General features: G+C 72.6%; 14 protein-coding genes, 1 tRNA gene and 1 pseudogene. 11 read left to right on the top strand and 5 right to left on the bottom strand.

All coding sequences use genetic code 11. The annotated features are described in order from the left end of the window. The first annotated feature begins 84 nt into the window (after positions 1 to 84). The 4 genes and pseudogenes from E1289_RS08930 (at position 85) to E1289_RS08945 (ending at position 2,147) form a co-directional block, all read left to right on the top strand. Positions 85 to 943 (top strand): annotated as a pseudogene (locus tag E1289_RS08930) (metallophosphoesterase). Further along, positions 940 to 1,611: a 4'-phosphopantetheinyl transferase superfamily protein gene (locus E1289_RS08935; RefSeq protein WP_207928873.1), complete on the top strand. Its 672-nt coding sequence runs from the start codon at positions 940 to 942 to the stop codon at positions 1,609 to 1,611. Before E1289_RS08930 ends, E1289_RS08935 begins: the two are co-directional and overlap by 4 nt. A 129-nt stretch (positions 1,612 to 1,740) precedes the next feature. Continuing rightward, positions 1,741 to 1,980, top strand: a complete 240-nt coding sequence (locus tag E1289_RS08940) for a DUF5988 family protein (RefSeq protein ID WP_131977277.1) — start codon at positions 1,741 to 1,743, stop codon at positions 1,978 to 1,980. Between the two features lie 90 nt (positions 1,981 to 2,070). Further along, a tRNA-Leu gene (locus tag E1289_RS08945) sits at positions 2,071 to 2,147 on the top strand. A gap of 16 nt (positions 2,148 to 2,163) precedes the next feature. Here the strand turns inward: E1289_RS08945 and E1289_RS08950 are convergent. Next, on the bottom strand, positions 2,164 to 4,995 hold the full coding sequence (locus E1289_RS08950) for a LuxR family transcriptional regulator (protein WP_131977280.1): 2,832 nt from the start codon (positions 4,993 to 4,995) through the stop codon (positions 2,164 to 2,166). Positions 4,996 to 5,518: 523 nt separating this feature from the next. Beyond that, on the bottom strand, positions 5,519 to 6,289 hold the full coding sequence (locus E1289_RS08955) for an AfsR/SARP family transcriptional regulator (protein ID WP_131977283.1): 771 nt from the start codon (positions 6,287 to 6,289) through the stop codon (positions 5,519 to 5,521). Positions 6,290 to 6,837: 548 nt separating this feature from the next. Between E1289_RS08955 and E1289_RS38075 the strand changes: the two genes are divergently transcribed. Further along, positions 6,838 to 7,272, top strand: a complete 435-nt coding sequence (locus E1289_RS38075) for an STAS domain-containing protein (RefSeq protein ID WP_165970395.1) — start codon at positions 6,838 to 6,840, stop codon at positions 7,270 to 7,272. 4 nt (positions 7,273 to 7,276) lie between these two features. Next, a complete protein-coding gene (locus E1289_RS08965; protein ID WP_131977289.1) occupies positions 7,277 to 7,852 on the top strand; it encodes a flavodoxin domain-containing protein in 576 nt (191 codons plus the stop codon). A 43-nt stretch (positions 7,853 to 7,895) separates the two neighbouring features. Here E1289_RS08965 and E1289_RS08970 read toward each other — a convergent pair whose 3' ends face one another. Then, entirely contained in the window at positions 7,896 to 8,621 is a 726-nt protein-coding gene (locus E1289_RS08970; RefSeq protein WP_207928874.1) for a hypothetical protein, read from the bottom strand. A 166-nt stretch (positions 8,622 to 8,787) separates the two neighbouring features. Between E1289_RS08970 and E1289_RS40310 the strand changes: the two genes are divergently transcribed. The 5 genes from E1289_RS40310 (at position 8,788) to E1289_RS08995 (ending at position 16,631) form a co-directional block, all read left to right on the top strand. Further along, positions 8,788 to 9,201 (top strand): arginine deiminase family protein, encoded by a 414-nt coding sequence (locus tag E1289_RS40310; RefSeq protein WP_131977292.1) that lies wholly within the window; start codon positions 8,788 to 8,790, stop codon positions 9,199 to 9,201. Continuing rightward, complete coding sequence (locus E1289_RS08980) at positions 9,198 to 10,097, top strand: carbamate kinase (RefSeq protein ID WP_131977295.1); 900 nt, start codon at positions 9,198 to 9,200, stop codon at positions 10,095 to 10,097. Before E1289_RS40310 ends, E1289_RS08980 begins: the two co-directional genes overlap by 4 nt. Positions 10,098 to 10,173: 76 nt before the next feature. Further along, positions 10,174 to 11,232: an NAD(P)-dependent alcohol dehydrogenase gene (locus E1289_RS08985; protein ID WP_131977298.1), complete on the top strand. Its 1,059-nt coding sequence runs from the start codon at positions 10,174 to 10,176 to the stop codon at positions 11,230 to 11,232. 218 nt (positions 11,233 to 11,450) lie between these two features. Next, positions 11,451 to 16,217, top strand: coding sequence for a lysylphosphatidylglycerol synthase domain-containing protein (locus E1289_RS08990; protein WP_131977301.1), 4,767 nt, complete (start codon positions 11,451 to 11,453; stop codon positions 16,215 to 16,217). 114 nt (positions 16,218 to 16,331) lie between these two features. After that, positions 16,332 to 16,631 carry an SHOCT domain-containing protein gene (locus tag E1289_RS08995; protein WP_131977304.1) on the top strand — a complete coding sequence of 100 codons (300 nt, stop codon included), beginning with the start codon at positions 16,332 to 16,334 and terminating at the stop codon, positions 16,629 to 16,631. Between the two features lie 22 nt (positions 16,632 to 16,653). Here the strand turns inward: E1289_RS08995 and E1289_RS09000 are convergent, their stop codons facing one another. Together E1289_RS09000 and E1289_RS09005 are read right to left on the bottom strand one after the other, a co-directional pair. Beyond that, the gene (locus E1289_RS09000) at positions 16,654 to 17,535 is read right to left on the bottom strand and encodes a universal stress protein (RefSeq protein WP_131977307.1); all 882 of its coding nucleotides are present in this window, start codon (positions 17,533 to 17,535) and stop codon (positions 16,654 to 16,656) included. 162 nt (positions 17,536 to 17,697) lie between these two features. Next, positions 17,698 to 18,570, bottom strand: coding sequence for a universal stress protein (locus E1289_RS09005; protein WP_131977310.1), 873 nt, complete (start codon positions 18,568 to 18,570; stop codon positions 17,698 to 17,700). Between the last annotated feature and the right edge of the window lie 40 nt (positions 18,571 to 18,610).

An 18,610-nucleotide genomic window follows, 5' to 3' on the forward strand; every position in this document is an offset into this window, starting at 1 on the left:
CTAACGGGCGCCATGGCAACCCCAGATTGCCGGACGAGCGGAACAAGGGTTCCGCGTAAAACGCTTGCCGGGTACCGTCGTCAAATGCCCAGATCTCTGACTTCACCTCCGAAACTCCTGGCCATCAGCGATCTGCACGTCATGTTCCCGGAGAACCGGACGCTGGTCGATTCACTACGTCCCGGAAACGATGGCGACTGGCTGCTGGTCGCCGGTGACGTCGGGGAGATGATGGGCGACATCGAATGGGCGTTGCGCACGCTGAGCCGACGTTTCGCGAAGGTCGTGTGGGTGCCCGGCAACCACGAACTGTGGACGCCGCGGGAGGATCCGGTGGCGCTGCGCGGAGAGGCCCGCTACGCCCATCTGGTGAACCTGTGCCGCGACATCGGAGTGATCACCCCGGAGGACCCCTACCCGGTCTGGGAGGGCGCGGGCGGCCCGGTCGCGGTGGCGCCGCTGTTCGTCCTGTACGACTACTCCTTCCGGCCGCCCGGCACGACCAAGGAGGCCGCGCTGGCGCAGGCCCGCGACGCGGGGGTGGTGTGCACCGACGAGATCCTCCTCCACCCCGACCCGCACCCCGGTCCGGACAGCTGGTGCCGCGCCAGGGTGGAGTCGACGGAGCGACGCCTGGCGGAGCTCGACCCGGCCCTGCCGACCGTGCTGCTGAACCACTATCCGCTGGTGCGCTCTCCCACGGACGTGCTGTGGTACCCGGAGTTCGCGCTCTGGTGCGGCACCGAGCGCACGGCCGCCTGGCACCCACGGGTTCAACGCCGCGGCCGTGGTCTACGGGCACCTGCACATACCCCGCACGATCTGGTGCGACGGGGTGCCCTTCCAGGAGGTCTCCGTGGGCTACCCGCGTGAATGGCGGCGCCGTCCCCGGCCCGCGCCCGGCCTGAGCGAGGTACAGATCGCGCTGCGGAGCCGGGTGTGATCGAGAGCCTGCTGCCCGCGTCCGTGCGTTCCGCGGAGATCTTCGGCGATGTCCGCCCCGCCCACGTGTTCCCCGAGGAGGCCGCGCTGGTGGCGAAGGCCGTGCCCAAGCGGCGCCGGGAGTTCGCGACCGTACGCGCCTGCGCACGCGAGGCACTGGGGCGGCTGGGGGTGCCGGCCGCCCCGATCCTGCCCGGGATCCGTGGCGCGCCGGGCTGGCCGGCCGGGGTCGTGGGCAGCATGACCCACTGCGACGGCTACCGGGCCGCGGCCGTGGCCAGCGACCGCGACTGCGCGGCGATCGGCGTGGACGCCGAGCCGCACGGCCCGCTGCCCGAGGGAGTGCTGGAGGCGGTGTCCATCCCGCCGGAGCGGCCCCGGATCGACCGGCTGACCGCCGAGTTCCCCGCGGTGCGCTGGGACCGCCTGCTGTTCAGCGCGAAGGAGTCGGTCTACAAGGCGTGGTTCCCGATGACCCGCCGCCCGCTCGGTTTCGAGGACGCCGACATCGACTTCGACCCGCTCCGCGGACGCTTCACCGCGCGGCTGCTCGTCCCCGGGCACGCCCTGGCCGACGGGCGCCGCGTCGAGGGCTTCGCGGGACGCTGGCTCGCCGGCACCGACATCGTCATCACCGCGATCGCGCTCCGCGCCCCCGATGCGTCCTAGGGGCCGCGAGGTGCGGCCACCCCGAACACCCGGGCATCCCGCGCACCTGCGAATAGGGGGGGTCACGGGGTATCGCCGCGGCGGTGTGACGCAAATCATCGAGGAAACGACACGCGAGGAGGACGCCCGGTGAAAGGCCTCGATGACAACGCCGCTCGGAGCAATCCCATCGATGTCGTGCTCGTCGGCGGACCCGACGACCTCCCGGCGGCGGCCAGGCGGATGCGCGCCCCGGCCGCCGGTGAAACGATCAAAATCCCGCACCGGGGCGGATACGAGCACTTCGAGCGCGACCGCCGCATCGGCAGGCCCGATGAGCAGGAAACGCCGGTCTTCCGCTGGACCATGCGCACGAAAATCGCCGAATAGGGAGGAGGCGGCCGAACGAACAGGGGATGATACGGAGACCATCGTCCACCCGCACTGAAAGACGATCAGCCCGAACGACGCGCACGCCACGCCCCGGTAGCCCAATCAGGCAGTCAGGCAGCGGACTTAAAATCCGTCCAGTGTGGGTTCGACTCCCACCCGGGGTACTGAAGGACCGATCGGCTAGCTGCACTTCTCAAGGATTCTCAACCAGTCCGGATCCGTCAGCTCGGCGCCGTTGTCCTGAAGGGCGTCCTGCAGGTCGAAGCGCGTCACGTTGAGCTTCCGGTAGATCCTCGTCAGATGCTGCTCCACCGTGCTGATGGTGACGAACAGCTTCTCGGAGATCTCCCTGTTGGTGTGGCCCGCGGCGGCGAGGGCCGCCACCCGGCGCTCGGCGTCGCTGAGCCCGGGGGCCGTGTCGGCATGGGCCGCGGCGCCCTCCGGCCCGGCCGGCCCCGCATCGAACCCGCCGCCCTGGTCCAGCGCCTTGGCGCCGCATTGCCGGGCAAGCGCCAGCGCCTTGCGCGCGTGCTTGCGCGCGCGCTTGGCTTCGCCCAGCAGCAGGCAGGTGCGGCCCAGGTCGGCCAGGGCATAGGCCAGTTCTAGCTTGTCCCCGCACTGCTGAAGCAACCCGACCGCCTCCTCCAGCACGGCGATGCGCGCGGCCAGGTCGCGCGTGGCGGCGTGGGCGCGCAACGCCATCCCCCGCGTCCGCAGGTGCTGGGGGTCGATCAGGGCGAGTTGCTCGTCACCGAGCGCCTTGGCCTCGGGAAGGTCTCCGAGTTGCAGGTACGCCTCGACCGCCCCGCTGCGCCACGCTTCCACGACCGGCAGGTCGATGCCCCAGTCCCCCATCAGCCGGCCGCAGGCCAGGAAGTCGCTCAGCGCGGCATGGGGATGGTTCGTGGACAGGTGATAGCGGCCGCGCGCGCAGAGGTAGTGCAGCCCCATCCGGGTCTGGAACATCGCCTCGGGCACCGGGACGTCGAGATAGGCCGCCGCCTCGTCGAGATCGCCCCTGCCCGTCAGCGCGAGGACCGCCGCCGCCAGCGGCAGTCCCACCACGACACCCCAGCTCGGCGGGGAGATCAGGCTGAGCGCGGCCTTCGCCTGCTCCTCCGCCGCCTGCAGTTCGCCCTGCCGGACGTGGATCATCGCCCGTTCGGCCGCGAACAGCGCATGCCAGGTCGGGCTGCGGCGCACTGCGGCCTCGGCGAGCAGCACGTCGCACCAGCCGGCGGCCTCGGCGAGCCGGTCGTTGTAGGTGTAGGCGGCGAGCGCGGCGGTCAGCGGAGCGAGCATGCGCTCGCTGAGCCGGGACCGCTGCAGCAGTCCCTCGGCCGCCGCCAGAACCGTGGCCTGTTTCCCGTGCACCAGTTCGGCCGCGATCACATCGGCCCCCTGCAGTTCGGGATTCACCAGGACCGGCATGGGTCCGTGCCGCCGGAAGGTCACCGGCCGGGGACGCTTGAACAGGGCCGGATACAGGTAGGCGCCCCAGAGGCCGGGACCGTCCAGATCCGCGGTGCTCGCCTTCTCGCACTCCGCCGCCACCCCGTGGCCCGACGCCAGCAGGTCCAGGATGGCCAGCGCCTCGCGCACACGCCCATGCCACAGCAGGTAGCCGGCCGGTATGAAGTGGTCGGGGCCTTCGGGGTCGGCGCCTTCGGGGTCGGCGTCGCCGACGGCGCAGAACTCGTGCAGCCGCCGCAGGACGGCGGCGGGATCGAGCCGCCACTCCGCGTCGACGAGCATGGACACCACCACGGCGCGCTGCCGTTCGTCACAGACCTGGTGGGCCGCCCGCAGGTAGTGGACGCACGTGGTCACGTCGTCGCCGGCGAGCGCGTGTTCCGCGGCCTCCTGGAGGATCGGAACGACCCACGGCGCTTCGAGCCGGCCCGCCGCGACGATGTGCGCCGCCACCTCCACGGCCGGGAAGCCCTCGTTGTGCAGCAGGTCGGCGATCCTCGCGTGGGCGGCCCGGCGCGTGCCGGCCGGCGTGCCCTCCAGCACGGCGGCGCGGAACGCCTCGTGCCGGAACCGTCCGTCCACCAGCACCTTCGCCGTGGTCAGCAGGTGGACGACCTGGCGGCAGGCATCGACGCCTATGTCGAGGACGCCGGCGAGCAGCAGGGGCGACACCGGCTTGTTCAGCACCGCGATGGCACGTGCCAACTCGACGACCGGGCTTTCGTGCCGGTAGAGGAAATCGAGCACGGCGCGGCCGAACGCCTCACCCCCCGTCGCGCCCGACCACCGGAACGAGCCGTCGCGGTGGTCGTCCAGGAAGGCCTGCGCCAGCATCGGGTAGCCCGCGCTCGCCTCGTACAGCTCGGTGACCAGGTCGTGCGGCGGGCGGTCGTCCAGGTGCGCGGCCGCCATCTCGGCGAGGGCCGCCCGGGACAGCGGCTCCAGCCGTATCCGCCGGAACAGCGGCTCCCGGAGGAACTCGCTGCGCATCAGGGCGCTCGACCCGTTCGCATGGGAGCACTCGCCGAAGATGACGTGCAGGCGCGCGCCCCGCAGCCGGCGGACCAGGTACAGCAGGCATTGCAAGGACGGCACGTCGGCGTGGTGCGCGTCATCGACGATGAGCACGACGGGCCGGTCCTCCAGCAGGTCGCGGAGAATCCCCAGCATCCCGCGCAGGACGCGGGTGGGGACCTGGACGACGGCCTCGCCGCCCTCCCCGGCCACCGGTGCGCCCGGGCCGGCGTTCAGGGCGTCTGCGTCCAGCCATCGCATCGCCCGCTCCGCGCTCTCGCGCGGCAGGCCCGGGCTTCGGACCAGCTGTTCCAGCACCCCCAGCGGCAGGTCGCGTTCGCTCCGGGAGGCGACCGCGCCGAGCGTGAGGCCGCCGGACTCGGCGGCCCACTCGCCGGCGGCGCGCAGGAGAGCCGTCTTACCGGTGGCTATTCCCCCGCTAATCACCACTACCGAGCCCCCTGAGAAGCTTCCGAACAGGCCCTTCAGGGTGCCCAGTTCATTCTCCCTGCCGACCAGAATCATGAGTGACTCCTAAGCAGACCGCCTCGTTTCTCCGACCCCACTGAAAACCCGGCGCCGTGATCACCACCGATTCGGAGCGCCGCTCGTCGACATGCTTCACAAATGCCACCATCCTTACACTCTGGCCATTGTTTTACAACATCAACTAAACGTCACAGCCGGCCACCGTGCGTGATAAGACGATTAAGCTGCACGGATTCTCAAGGCACATCGTTCCGGACATTAGTAGAATGTGACATTAACCTCTTTGCTGCGCCCCGCGCACTCCACACATGAGCCCACCGAATCCAGCGAGATCCGACAAAAGCCGCGATCTCGACGAAAGAGCACGATTCCTCCATGGACCGCAGGGACATAGTCATCCAGACCCCAGGCAATCCAACCGTCACCCTGCAGTCCTTGACACACAGATGACCTTCAGCATCACCCAGAAAACAAAAGAGACCAAATACTAAATGAAAAAAATTGATTCGGCACATTGCCGTGCCGCGCCGCCTTCGGCACCCGTCCGGCCCGGAAAGGACTAGGAGGCGACGCGCAGGTCGAGCCGTTCGTCAGCGGAAAGGATCGCCCGCTGCATGTCCCGCAGAGCCTGGCACGGCTCCAGGCCGAGCTCCTCCCTGAGCGTGCTACGGGCGGACTGGTAGACCCGCAGTGCGTCCGCCTTCCGGTCGGAGCGGTACAAAGCCAGCATGAGCTGGCGGTAATAGACCTCCCGCAGCGGGTTCTCGGCGACGAGCGAGTACAGCCAGCCGACGAGCTCCCGGTGCCGGCCCAGCCGGAGATAGGCGTCGCTCAGCATCTCCAGGCACTCCAGGCGCAGCTCGGTCATCCACCGGACGAAGCCCCCGACGATGGGGCCGGTGCGCACGTCGCCGAGCGTCTGCCCGCGCCACAGGCCCAGCGCCTGCTCCAGGGCGTCCGCGGCCTCCTCGTACCGGCGTTCCCTGATGCAGGCCCGCCCCCGGTCCGCCAGCCGCCGGAAGATGTGGAAATCGATGTCGTCGGCGCCCTTCCGGAGCAGATAGCCGGGCGGCTTGGTCAGCACCGGGTTCTCCTCCTGGCCGGGCCGCGCGAGGAACTTGCGGACCTGGGATATGTAGACGTGGAGTCCGGCCATGGCACGCCGCGGTGGCGCGTCGTCCCACACCTCGGTGATCAGCTGGTCGAGTGCCACCACCTGATCCGCCCTGATCACCATGGCGGTCAGCACGGTCTCGACCTTCCGTGCGCTAATGGAGGCGGAACCGCTCTCGTCGATCACGCGGAGCGGCCCCAGGACTTCGTACCTCAAGATCCCTCCCCTCATGCGGACTGACCCGGGAGCCGAGCGGCTCCGATGCCCTCGCGGGCGATCCTCCGGCGCCTGCATGACCATCCAAGCCACCCGTCGATGATGAGGTGATCTGTCGTCGCGCGGGTACCCGTACCACGCCCCTACCGGGCGATCATGCGAAAGCTGCACCCCGGCTCCCCAGTGCCGCCAAATACCCCTATCGCGACATTCGGGGCATCATGCGGGTTCAGCACGGATGGCGGATCCACTACAATGATGTCCCCGCCCTCGGTCATACCGCAGCCCACATCCGAGCCAGAAAGTCGATCTTGCCGGTGGCATCCGCCCGGCCAAGGATCGCCCAGGGATATGTCGGGCGTGGCCAGAGGCAATGGCACCGTCCTGATCACCCCTCCCTTTCCCTGAGCTCGCCGAACCGCCCGCGCCGCCCCCTCGGGGCGTCCGGCGAGCCCCGCCGCGCGCAATATCGGGACGTTGGTCCCTGGCAGCGCGGTGAGCGACGACGGAGCCTGGTGTCACCAGCGAAGCCGCAGAGAGGAACGGTCATGTGCGTCCATGCCGTCCGGCATAGCGCGTCCGCGCTGCTCACGACGGTGTTCGAGCACGGGACGACCGGTGTGTCGCGCGTGGCGGTCGCCGGCGTGCTGGACATCGCGACCGCCGCCGACTTCGGGATCGAACTGGCGCGGGTGATCGACGAGCACGGACCGGACGTGCTGCTCGACGCGTCCGCCCTGACCTTCTGCGATGCCCGGGGACTGGCGGCGATCGTGGCCGCCGACGGGCTAGCGCGGCGCCGCGGCGGTGCCGTCACGCTGACCGGCGTCCGTCCGCAGCTCGCGCGGATCCTGCGGATCACTCGACTCGACAAGAGGTTCATGCGTCCCCGCACGGGGCCGTCCCCGCCGGCGGGGAGGACGCCGTCGGTTTCGCCTGGCGGGCGGCGGCTCCGGGGGGCGCGCAGCGCGGACTGGAGGTGAGGACATGACCGTCCTGGTGGCGTACGCGAGTACGCACGGGTCCACGCGGAGCATCGCCGAACGGATCGGCGCGGTACTGACCGAACACGGTGCGCGGGTAGAAGTCCGCGCCATGAGCAGTGGGGGCAATGCGGCTGATTACGAGGCGCTCGTCCTCGGCAGCGCCGTCCACAGCCGAGCCTGGCTGGCCGAGGCGACCGGCTTCCTGGAACGGGAACGCGACGCCCTCGCCAAGCGGCCGGTGTGGCTGTTCAGCGTCGGGATGCCCGCCGCGCTGCGCGGCCCTTGGCGCGGCTACGGACCCAAGGAGGAGGCCCTGCTGGCGGACGACCTCCGCCGGACGCTCGACGCCCGCGAACACCGGCTCTTCTCCGGGGTTTTCCGGCGCGAGCACATCTCTCCCGCCGGGCGCGTGATCTGCAGGCTGCTCGGAGTACGGTACGGCGACTACCGGGACTGGCCGGCGATCGACGCCTGGGCGTCCGAGATCGCGGGCGACCTGGCGCCCCGCGGGTCAGTGCCTGCGCCGGACCCCCCGGCGGAGTCGTCGTACCGCCCGGCGCCGCGGTCGCCCGGATAGCGGAGCCCGAACCCCGACCCCACTCCGACCATGACGACGATGATCACCGCCACGCCGAACGGGACCGAGGATCCCGGTATCGCGACCATGTGCGGGGCCGCCCTGCGGACGGACCGTCCCGCCGGACGCGCCGGCGAAGGTTCCGGAACTGCCGGTGCTGCATGATGAAATGGGCCGGCTCGCCGAAGAGGCGGCCCATCAGCCGGTCGGCCGCGGCCGGCTTCCCGCGGCCGCGCGTCCGGACGATCAGCCGGGTCCCGCCGTCCGGCAGCGGCCGCAGATGGAAGGCCCAGATCCCGTCGGTGTACGCGTCGGGCATCGGGCCGCGCGGGTCGAACGGCCGTCCGGACGGAAGTTCGAAATCGGACCTGAGCACCAGGGTCCTCGCGGGGTCGAGGACCTCGACGACGAAGTAGAACGCCCCGCTGGGCACCGAGGGCACGCGAGTGCCGACGGCCACGTCCTGCCACTCGGGAACGACCTCGTCGGCGCTCCGGCGTCCTCCGTTGTCGAGGAGGTCCCAGCTGTACCAGCCGGCCCGCCCGCATCCCATCTGGACCAGCCACGGCCAGACCTCCTCCGGCGGCGCGGGCAGCGAGACCGCCATGGTCGACTGCGCGGTCGCACGCTCGATGAGGTCGTCACCGGGATAGGAGGCGCTCGCCTCTTCCCGGGTCGCGCCCCAGCGCAGCAGGCGAGGACGGACCAGGGCCGCGTAGACGCCGGCCGCGAGAACGGTGTAAACGGTGCCGCGAAGCGTTCTTCTCATTGTTCCCATCTCCTTTCGCCCGTCCTCTTCAACCTTCCCCTTCTGTGGGCCGCGCAGGAGAGGACCTTGGTCCGCTGGTCCGGGGACGGACGCCCGGCGCCCGGCACGGCGGCGTGGTGATCAGCTGAACCGGCGGCGGTGACGCCGCCGATGAGAGGAGCCAGGGATGACCGCGCAACCGGCCCGCCGGAGACTGGGGCTGTGGATGGCCACCGCCCTGGTGGTGGGCAACATGGTCGGATCGGGCGTGGTCCTGCTGCCCAGCTCGCCGGCCGCGTACGGGCCCATCAGCCTGGTGGCGTGGGTGTTCACCGCGGCGGGAGCGATCCTGCTGGCACTGGTGTTCGCCCGCCTCGCCCGGGCCTACCCCAAGACGGGCGGCCCCTATGCCTACGCGCGCAACCACGTTCTCGGCAACGGCGCCGTCCTGGTCGGCATGAGCGAGCGCACCACCCCGCAGGCCATCGAACTGCTCGCCCGGCGGCTGTTCACCGCCGGCAAGGCGCGCCAGGTCATCGCCGCGCGGCTGCCCAAGCGACGCGCGTTCATGCCCCTGGACACCGAAGGCAACACCCCATGAGAATCGTCGCGGCCCTGGGAGGCAACGCGCTGCTCCGCCGGGGCGATCCGCTCGACGCGTCCGTCCAGATCGGGCGCATCCGTGCGGCCGTGCGGGGCCTGGCGGCCGCGGCGTCCGGCAACGAACTGGTCATCACCCATGGCAACGGTCCCCAGGTCGGGCTGCTGGCCGTGGAGAGCGCCACAGACCCGGCGCTTCGGGCGCCCTATCCACTCGACGTCCTCAGCGCCCAGACCCAGGGCATGATCGGTTACTGGCTGGCCCGGGAGCTGCGCCGGGCCTTGCCCGGTCGCGAGATCGTCGCCGTGCTCTCCGAGACCGTCGTCGCCCCGGACGACCCCGCGTTCGCCAACCCGACGAAGTTCATCGGCCGCACCTATCCGGCCTCCGAGGCGCACAGGCTGCAGGCGGAGCACGGTTGGGCCGTCCGCCGGGACGGGGCGGCCTGGCGCCGGGTCGTCCCGTCGCCCGATCCCCGCGACATCGTGGAACTTCCCACCATCGCCCGGCTGGTCGACGACGGCTGCCTGGTCATCGCCGCCGGCGGTGGCGGCGTCCCGGTGGATCCGGAATACCGGGGAGTCGAGGCCGTGGTGGACAAAGACCTCGCCGCGGCGCTGCTCGCCGAACACCTCGCGGCCGACATGCTGCTGCTCCTCACCGACGTCCCGGCCGTCATGCGGGGCCACGGGACGGCGGACGCCCGGCCCATCGGTCAGATCACTCCCCGGGCGTTGCGGGCGATGGATCTGCCGGACGGTTCCATGGGTCCCAAGGCCGAGGCCGCCTGCCGCTTCGCGGAGCACCGCCGGGGCGCCGTCGCGGTCATCGGCTCGCTCACCGATGTCTCCGCGCATCTGTCCGGCACCGCGGGCACCCGAATCGAGAGCGAGTGACCCCCTGGGGACCTTCGTCCGTTACGCACGCGATGCACAAGGTAATTGGCTGGTAGGAGAGGAATGGAGGAGGACCATGCGAGCATTGCGACTGCGGGAATGGAGGTCCGACCCGGTGCCGGTCGACGTCCCCGATCCCGAACCCGGGCCCGGCCAGGTCGTCATCCGGGTCGGCGGCGCGGGGGCATGCCACTCGGACCTGCACCTGATGCGCGACTTCGAAGGCGGGCAGCTCCCCTGGGCACCGCCGTTCACCCTCGGGCACGAGAACGCCGGATGGGTAATGGCACTCGGAGACGGTGTGACCGGGCTCCAGGTCGGGCAGCCGGTCGCCGTCTACGGCCCGTGGGGCTGCGGGACGTGCGCGCGCTGCCGCCTCGGCGCGGAGAACTACTGCGAGGACCCGGCGAACGCGCCCGTACCGTCCGGCGGCGGCGGACTCGGCCTTGACGGAGGCATGGCCGAGTACATGGTCATCCCCGACGCGCGGCTCCTCCTCCCGCTTCCCGACGGCCTCGACCCGGCGATCGCGGCGCCGCTCACCGACGCCGGTCTCACGCCCTACCACGCCGTCCGCCGGTCCTGGGGGAAGCTGCCGCCCGGTGCGACCGCGGTCGTGATCGGCGCGGGCGGGCTCGGGCACCTCGCCGTCCAGATCCTCAAGGCCACCACCGCCGCGACCGTCATCGCCGTCGACACCCGCACCGAGGCCCTCGACCTCGCGCTGCGGAACGGCGCCGACCTCGCCGTCCCGTCCGATGACGGGACGGCGGCGAGCATTCGCGACGCCACCGGGGGACGCGGCGCCGACGTCGTCCTGGACTTCGTCGGCTCCGACTCGACCCTCGCCATGGCCGCGGCCTCGGTCCGGACGCTCGGCGATGTGACCATCGTCGGCATCGGCGGCGGCACCCTGCCGCTGTCGTTCTTCTCCGTCCCCTACGAGGTGTCCCTGCAGACGACCTACTGGGGCACCAGACCGGAACTCGTCGAGGTCCTCGACCTGGCCGCGCGAGGGCTGCTGCGTCCCGACATCGTCCAGTTCCCCCTGGACCGGGCGATGGACGCATACCGGCAGATGGAGGCCGGGGAGCTCACCGGACGGGCCGTGATCGTCCCTTCCCCGCACGAATGACGTAGCGGGGAGAACGAGCCGTTCAGCGGACGGCGGGGGGACCTTCGTCCGCTGCACCGGCCGACGCGGTGGAGGACGCTGAAAGTCCCCATCAAGGACGGTGAGCCACGATGCGACGCATCACCGCACTCTTCACGGCCGCCCTGCCCCCCGCGAGCATCCAGGGACTCCGCGACGCCGGCTGCTCCCTCACCGCCCTCGACGCCTGAGGTGAACGCATGAGCACGCGGGTCGCCGAAGGCGGCCTCGCCGACTCCTCGGCTTCCGGTGACGGCGAAGCGGGACGGGGACGCGCCCGGACGTGGTTCGGCCGCGTCCTCGCCCTGCTGGTGGTCGCCGCGATCTTCGGCAAGATCCTGCCCGGCTTCGTCGACCTGGCTGAGGTCGCCGAGATCCTGCGCACGCGGGTGACCACGGCGGAGCTCGTCCTGCTGTCGGTGCTCACGGCACTGTCGGTGCTCGCGTCGGCCGCCGCGCTCAGCGCGGCGCTTCCCGGCCTGAGGCTCCTGCCCGCGGCGGTCATCAACGTGGTGACCACCGCGCTCTCCTACGCCCTGCCGGGCGGCGGCGCCGCCGGGGCGGCGCTGAACGTCGCGATGTCCCGGGAGCTCGGCTTCCGGGCGGTTCCGATCGCGCTGCAGGTGCTGGTGACCGGCCTTTGGAACGTCGTCTCCCGGCTGACCCTGCCGCTGCTCGCGCTGGGCCTGCTCGCCCTGGTGTCGGACGTTCCCCCGGGGATCCGCGGGGCCGGGGTCCTGGGAGTGGGGCTGGCCGCCGTGCTCGTCGCGCTGACGGGTGTCATGCTCTGGAACGATCGCGCGGCATCCGCCGTGGCGGCCTCCGGATACCGCGCGGCCCGCCTCGTCCTGCGGCTGCTGCGACGCGAGGCGGGCGACCATACCGGTGGCGTGGCGCGGTTCCAGGGCGAGGCCCGGGAGCTGATCCGCGCCCGGTGGCTCGCCCTGACACTGTCGGCCATCGCCTACCACGCCAGCGTGTTCGCGGTGCTCTACCTGTCGTTGCAGGCCGCGGGCACCACCCGGGTGGGCGTCCTGGAGGCCTTCGCCGTGTACACGGTGGCGCGGCAGGTGACGGTCATCCCGCTCACCCCGGGCAGCGCGGGCGTGCTCGAACTGGCGCTGATCGGCGGGCTGAACCTCACCGGGGCGGACCTGCCCGCGGCCGCGGCGGGCGTGCTGCTGTTCCGGTTCTTCACCTATCTGGCCTACCTGCCGGCGGGCGGCGTGCTGTGGTCGTGGTGGCGGTGGATCCGCCCGGCCACCGCCGCGCGGCCGCGCCGGGCCGCGTTCCGCCACCCGATGGACGCGGTCCGGCCGGCGCTCGCGCTGACCCTACTGGCGTTGCTGGTCGCGGTGAGCCGGGGCGTGCCCGGCTGGGACGCCGATCTGTTCCGGCTCTTGAACGATCTTCCCGACGTGATCGAGCCGCCGGTGTGGCTGGTGATGCAGGGCGGCTGGCTCGGCGCCGCCGCCGCCGCGATGGCGGCCGCCGCCGCTTTCCGCCGGTTCCGCCTCGCCGCCGCGCTGGGCGGAAGCGGGCTGCTCGCGTGGATCCTGGCCAAGGTCGTCAAGGAGGTCGCCGGCCGGCCGCGGCCGGCCGCGCTGCTGGAGGATGTCACGCTCCGAGCCGACGCGACGCCCTGGGGAACGGGTTTCGTCGCCGGGCACACGGCCGTCGCCGCCGCGCTGGTCACGGTCGCCGGCGCGTATCTTCCGCGTCCGTACCGGCGCGTCCTGTGGCTCGTGGTCGCCGTCGTCGGCGCCGCCAGAATCTATATAGGGGCGCATTTTCCGCTGGACGCGCTCGGCGGGGCGGCGCTGGGCTGGGCGGTGGGGGCGGCGGTGCTGCTCGTCGCCGGGACGCCGGGCCACCGGCCCCGGCTCGCGGCGGTACGGGAGCTGCTCGCCGGGCACGGCTCGACGGTGACGGACGTGCGGGAGGTGCCGGGCGATCTGCGGCATGCGGTGCCCTTCGCCGTCACCACGTCCGCCGGTCGCCTCTTCGTCAAGGTGGTCGGCCGTGACCAGCGCGACGCCGACACGCTGCACCGGCTGGGCCGCCTGTGGCGCCGCAGGCCGGGTGAGCCGCCGTTCGCCACCGCCAAGCACCTCGCCGAACACGAGGGCTATCTGCTCATGCGTGCCCGGCGAGCCGGTGCCCGCGTCCCGGCCATCCGGTTCGTGGCCGAGGCCGGCCCGGGCGGCTGGGCACTGGTGATGGACCATGTCGACGGCCGCCCCATGACCGCGGCCGGTGAGCTCGCCCAGGACGCGCTGGACGACCTGTGGCGGCAGTACGCCGCGCTGCGCGGGGACCGCATCGCGCACCGCGACCTCGCGCCGGAGAACATCCTGATCGACGGGCGGGGACGTCCCTGGATCGTCGGCTGGGGACGCGCCGAGACCGACACGGCACCGGAAGTGCTGGACGACGACGCGGACCGGCTGCTCGCCATGACCGCCGCGGCCACCACCCGCGGGCAGGCGCTGGCGGCGGCGCGGCGCGTGCTGGGCGCCGACGAGTCGGCCGGGCTCGCCGCCCGGTCCGGGGACCACGCGCAGCGGCCGTCCTCGCGGATCCTCCGCAAGCGATGGCCCGATCGTCTGCGGGCATCCCGGTTCGCGCTGTTCCCGCCGAAGTCGCCCGTCACGGCGCGGCATCCGGCCGACGTGGTCCGGGTCCTCGCCGGGCTCGCCGTCTGCTCGTCCCTGGCGATCTTCGCCGCGGACGGGTTCCTGCTGGGCACGGAGGCCGGGGTGTTCCGCCTCGTCAACCACCTGCCCGGCTGGCTGTTCCGGCCGGTCGACATCGTGATGCAGACCGGTGCCCTCGGCGCGGTCGCGGTCACGGCGGCGGCCGCGCTGGCCGCCCGCCGGGTCCGGCTCGCCGCCGACCTGGCCCTCGGGGGCACCGCCGCCTGGCTGCTCGCCAAGCTGATCAAGGATTGGGCCGACCGCGGCCGGCCCGGGGCGCTGCTGGAGGAGGTCGTCCTGCGCGGCGCGCACGAGGGCGGCCTCGGGTTCGTCTCCGGCCACGCCGCCGTGGCCGCCGCCCTGGCGACGGTCGCCGCCGCGCACGTCCGCCGCCCGGTCCGGTGGGTGCTGTGGACCGTCGCGGTCGCCGTGGCCGTGGCGCGCGTCTACGTCGGCGCCCACTTCCCGCTGGACGTCGTCGCGGGAGCCGCGCTCGGATGGGCGATCGGCGGCGCCGTCCACCTCGTGCGCGGCACACCGAACCACGTTCCGCCGCCGGCGCGGATCGCCACCGGACTGATCCGCTGCGGCCTGGCGGAACCCGACGTCAGGCCGGTGAAGGCGGACGCGCGCGGTTCGGTTCCGTTCACCGCCGTCACCGCCGACGGCCGCACCGCGTTCGTCAAGGCGCTCGGCCGTGACCAGCGCGACGCGGACCTGCTGTTCAAGGCCGCCCGCTTCCTGCTGTACCGCGAGGTCGAGGACGAGACACCGATGGCGAGCCCCAAACGGCAGGTGGAGCACGAGGCGTACATGCTGATGCGCGCCGCGGCGGCGGGCGCACGCGTGCCCGCCGTCATCGGCGTGGCGCCCGCCGGGCACGGCACCTGGATCCTCGCCGAGGAGGCCGTCGAGACCGACGGCCGTCCCCTCCGCTCGCTCGACGACGCCCGCCTGCGCATGCTGTGGGGGGAGGTGGCGAAACTCCACGCGGCGCGCATCGCCCACCGCGATCTGCGGTCGGCCAACATCCTCGTGGCCACCGGGGGCCGTCCCGTGCTCATCGACTTCGGCTTCGCCGAGGACGCGGCCGGCGATGGGCGGCTGGCCCAGGACGTGGCCGAGCTCCTCGTCTCCACCGCGCTGCTCACCGGTCCGCGGCGTTCCGTCCGGGCGGCGGTCGACGTGCTCGGCATGCCCGCCGTCGAGGCCGCCGCCCCCTATCTGCAGCCCCTCGCCCTGGCGGGCTCCACACGGACGGAGCTGCGGAGGCACCCCCGGCTCCTGGACGAGCTCCGCCGGACGCTGACCGGTACGGGCGCCACCCGCGTCGAGCCCCGGCCGCTGGCGCGGATCCCGACCCGGCCCTGGCTCCTGCTGCTGCTCGTCGCCGCGGGATTCGTCACCTACCACGCACTGGCCGGCATCGCGGGCCCGCGCTCCCCGCTGGCCGTGCTCTCGGACGTCCACGTGCGCTGGCTCCTCGCCGCCGTGCTGCTCGTGGCGGCCTCGTACGCGGCGGGCGCACTCTCCCTGATGGGCGCCTCCCCGCGCGACCTGGCCTTCGGACGCACCTGGACGCGCCAGGTCGCCGCCTCCTACGCCGCCCGGCAGCACCCGGCCGGCCGGGGCGGCGACGCCGTCCTCGGCGCGTACCTCCGCGAGCATGGAGCCGGGCCGAACGAAGCCACCGAGACGGTCGCGCTCACCAGGCTGACCGGTGCGCTCGTGCACCTGATCGCCCTGGCGCTGGCCGTGGCCGCGGCGACCGCGCAGGGATGGGGAACGCCGCACTCGCCGGCTTGGTCCGGACGGCTGCTCCTGATCGTTTCGGCGGTGGCCGCGCTCGGCGGGGTGCTGCTGTGGCGCCGGCGGGCGGAGGTCGTCCTGCCGCTGCGGATGGCCGCGGTGGGTCTGCCCGGGCGGCTGCGTCGGCCGGGGCGCCTCATCGCGTTGCTCGCGGGCGGTTCCGCGGTCACCTCCTGCTCGGTGCTGGTCTTCCTCGCCGTGTGCCTCGCCGTGGGCGTGCCGATCCCACCGGCGGTCCTGGCGGCGATCCTGCTGCTGCTGATCCCCCTGCGGCTCCTCGGCCCGCTCCCGGGCGGCCTGGGTGTGGTCGAGCCGGTCCTCGTCCTGGCCCTGGTCACGTTCGGGACCGGTGCCACCGAAGCCGTCCTGGCCGTCCTGCTCTACCGGCTCCTGAGCTTCTGGCTGCCGATCCTGCCCGGCGCCCTGGTCCACCACGGACGAGCCCTTCACCATCGTCGCTGATCACGCCGAGAGCGGCCCGCTCCCGGGGGGCGTGGGTCCGCCGAAGCGGGTGACCTTCGGCCCTGTCCGCGGTGCGGCCGGAGGCGCAGGGTGGAGGTGTCAGGAGGTATGGCGATGAATACCGGTCATGCCCTTGCCCTCGCCGCTCACGGCGACGGCTGGGGACACATGGGAAACGGCGCCTGGTCCGGCTGGATGTGGTTGGGAGGTGTGGCGATGGTGCTGCTGTGGACCGCCATCATCGGCGGTGCCGCGTGGCTGATCGTCCGTGCCACCGCGACTTCCCGCCGCGCCGAGGCGTCCGGCCACCGCGAGACGGGACTGGAGCGCGCCCGCGAAATCCTCGCCGAACGGTACGCCGGCGGCGAGATCGACACCGCGGAGTACGACGAGCGGCTCGCCAAGCTGGGGTAGCCGCGCGGTGGCCGGCCGCCCCTCAGGCGGCCGGCGGCGCGGTGGGGTCGGGGACGATCGCGACCGTGCAGGGGGCATGGTGCAGCATCGCCGAGCTGGTCGCTCCCAGCAGCAGTGGATCCACGCCCCCGATCCCGCGGTCGCCGACGACCAGGAGGTCGGCGCCGGAGGCCGCCTCCAGCAGGGCCTCCCGCGGACGCTCCAGCTGCAGCGAGATCTGCACGCGGACGTGCGGGTAGCGCCGCCTCCACGGGTGGACGGCCTCGTCCAGCATGGGCGCACGTGTGCGGAGCAGCCGGTCCCGGTCGGTGAACAGGGCAAGCTCGGCCTCGGGCACCGCGCCCGGCTCCCAGGCTCCGTAGACCACGCGTAGCTCGCTGTCGCGCAGGGCGGCCTCCTCGATGGCGAAGCCGAGCGCCGCGTCCGAGCCCGCCGATCCGTCGACCCCGGCCACGACGAGGCCCCGGGGCTCGGCGATGCCGCGGACGGCGATCACCGGGCGACGGGTTCGCGCGGGCAGCTGCACCGCCGTCGACCCGGCGGGCAGGCGATGCCGCTCGTGCGAGCCGACCACGATCAGCTCCGCGTCGGCGGACTCGTGGACGAGCGTCTCGGAGACGGGCTCGCGCCTGAGCAGCGTGCTCACCTTCCCGCCGACTCCCAGGTCGCGGGCTCGGCGGGCGCCCTCGCGCAGGAGGTTCTCCCCCACCCGCTCGATGACGGCCTGGACACCGGTGTCGACGTGCTCGCGCGGATAAGGCCACCGCCAGCAGTAGCACATCACCAGGTCAAGGCCGCGGAGCCGGGCCTCCTCGACCGCCCAGCGCAGCGCCGGCTCGTTCTCTTCGGTTCCGTCGTAGCCCAGCAGGATGTTCGGCCGCTGGACCCGCGTCAGCGCGACCATTGGGTCTCCCCCTTTCCGCGAACGCAGGCTTCCCCCTCAGTTTCCGCAGGGCACGGGCGTCATGCAGGGGTCGAAGGTCCTACTGCGCCCCGCGGCCGGCTCACCTGCGCTGCACGGGCCAACGGGCTTCGGTCCCGGCCATGGGTGACCGCCGTCCATCGCTCAGGCGCCGGAACGGTCAGGAACGATCGCGACGGGACTGTGCGCGTGGTGGATCAGCGCGTGCGTCACCGCACGGCTGCGCGGGACGATCAGGCCCTCCCGGGCATGCGAGCCCGCGATCACCAGGTCGACGTCGTGGGACACGGCCACGAGCGCGGCCGCGGGGTTGTCCTCGACGATCTCCTCCACGACGTCCACACCGGGGAAACGCTTGCGCAACGGCGCGTGCGCCTCGATGACACGCCAGCGCGCCCGCTCCTCGACACGCTTCAGGTCGGCTCCCGCGCCGGGCCCGTCCAGCGCCTCGGGGTACCGCCAGGCGTGCACCACGCGGAGCCGGGCGTGCCGCGCGTCAGCGGCGCGGAACGCGTACTCCAGGGCCGCGGAGTCATCACCCAGGCCGGCTCCCACGGCGATCTCGCCATGTCCGCCGGCGGGCTCGGCCGGCGATTCGCCGCGGATCACCACGACCGGGCAGGCGGCGTGCCGGACGACGCCCAGTCCGACCGACCCCAGCACGAGGCCCGCGAAACCGCCCAGGCCGCGGTGCCCGACCACCAGTTCGAACGCCCTCTCGGACTGGTCGGCCAAGGCACGGACAGTGTGCCCGGACACCAACTCAACGCTCACCGGCACTTCGGGCCGGTGGCCGTGGGCGACGCGCTCGGCGCCCGCCAGTACCTCCCCGCCCACGCGGGACACGGAGCCTGCCTCCCCTGGCGCGAGGGTCAGCGGGACGTCGAGCGGCCACCGCTCCACCACGTGGACGATCTCCAGGCCGCGTCCGTACCGGGCGGCGTCCTCGGCGGCCCAGGCCACGGCCCGTTCGGACGGAACCGAGCCGTCGGCCCCGACAATGATCGGATGGGACATGTCAACTCCCTTCTCAGTCCTCCCGGGGGTGTCGCACAGA

The organism is Actinomadura sp. 6K520 (assembly GCF_004349245.1).
GTDB lineage: Bacteria > Actinomycetota > Actinomycetes > Streptosporangiales > Streptosporangiaceae > Spirillospora.

What these genes read in the sequence shown, in the direction of transcription:
- E1289_RS08965 (WP_131977289.1), top strand. Translation starts at nt 7,277, where the DNA reads ATGACCGTCCTGGTGGCGTACGCGAGTACGCACGGGTCCACGCGGAGC.
- E1289_RS08985 (WP_131977298.1), top strand. Translation starts at nt 10,174, where the DNA reads ATGCGAGCATTGCGACTGCGGGAATGGAGGTCCGACCCGGTGCCGGTC.
- E1289_RS09005 (WP_131977310.1), bottom strand. Translation starts at nt 18,570, where the DNA reads ATGTCCCATCCGATCATTGTCGGGGCCGACGGCTCGGTTCCGTCCGAA.
- E1289_RS08970 (WP_207928874.1), bottom strand. Translation starts at nt 8,621, where the DNA reads ATGAGAAGAACGCTTCGCGGCACCGTTTACACCGTTCTCGCGGCCGGC.
- E1289_RS08950 (WP_131977280.1), bottom strand. Translation starts at nt 4,995, where the DNA reads ATGATTCTGGTCGGCAGGGAGAATGAACTGGGCACCCTGAAGGGCCTG.
- E1289_RS08995 (WP_131977304.1), top strand. Translation starts at nt 16,332, where the DNA reads ATGAATACCGGTCATGCCCTTGCCCTCGCCGCTCACGGCGACGGCTGG.
- E1289_RS38075 (WP_165970395.1), top strand. Translation starts at nt 6,838, where the DNA reads ATGTGCGTCCATGCCGTCCGGCATAGCGCGTCCGCGCTGCTCACGACG.
- E1289_RS08980 (WP_131977295.1), top strand. Translation starts at nt 9,198, where the DNA reads ATGAGAATCGTCGCGGCCCTGGGAGGCAACGCGCTGCTCCGCCGGGGC.
- E1289_RS08990 (WP_131977301.1), top strand. Translation starts at nt 11,451, where the DNA reads ATGAGCACGCGGGTCGCCGAAGGCGGCCTCGCCGACTCCTCGGCTTCC.
- E1289_RS09000 (WP_131977307.1), bottom strand. Translation starts at nt 17,535, where the DNA reads ATGGTCGCGCTGACGCGGGTCCAGCGGCCGAACATCCTGCTGGGCTAC.
- E1289_RS40310 (WP_131977292.1), top strand. Translation starts at nt 8,788, where the DNA reads ATGACCGCGCAACCGGCCCGCCGGAGACTGGGGCTGTGGATGGCCACC.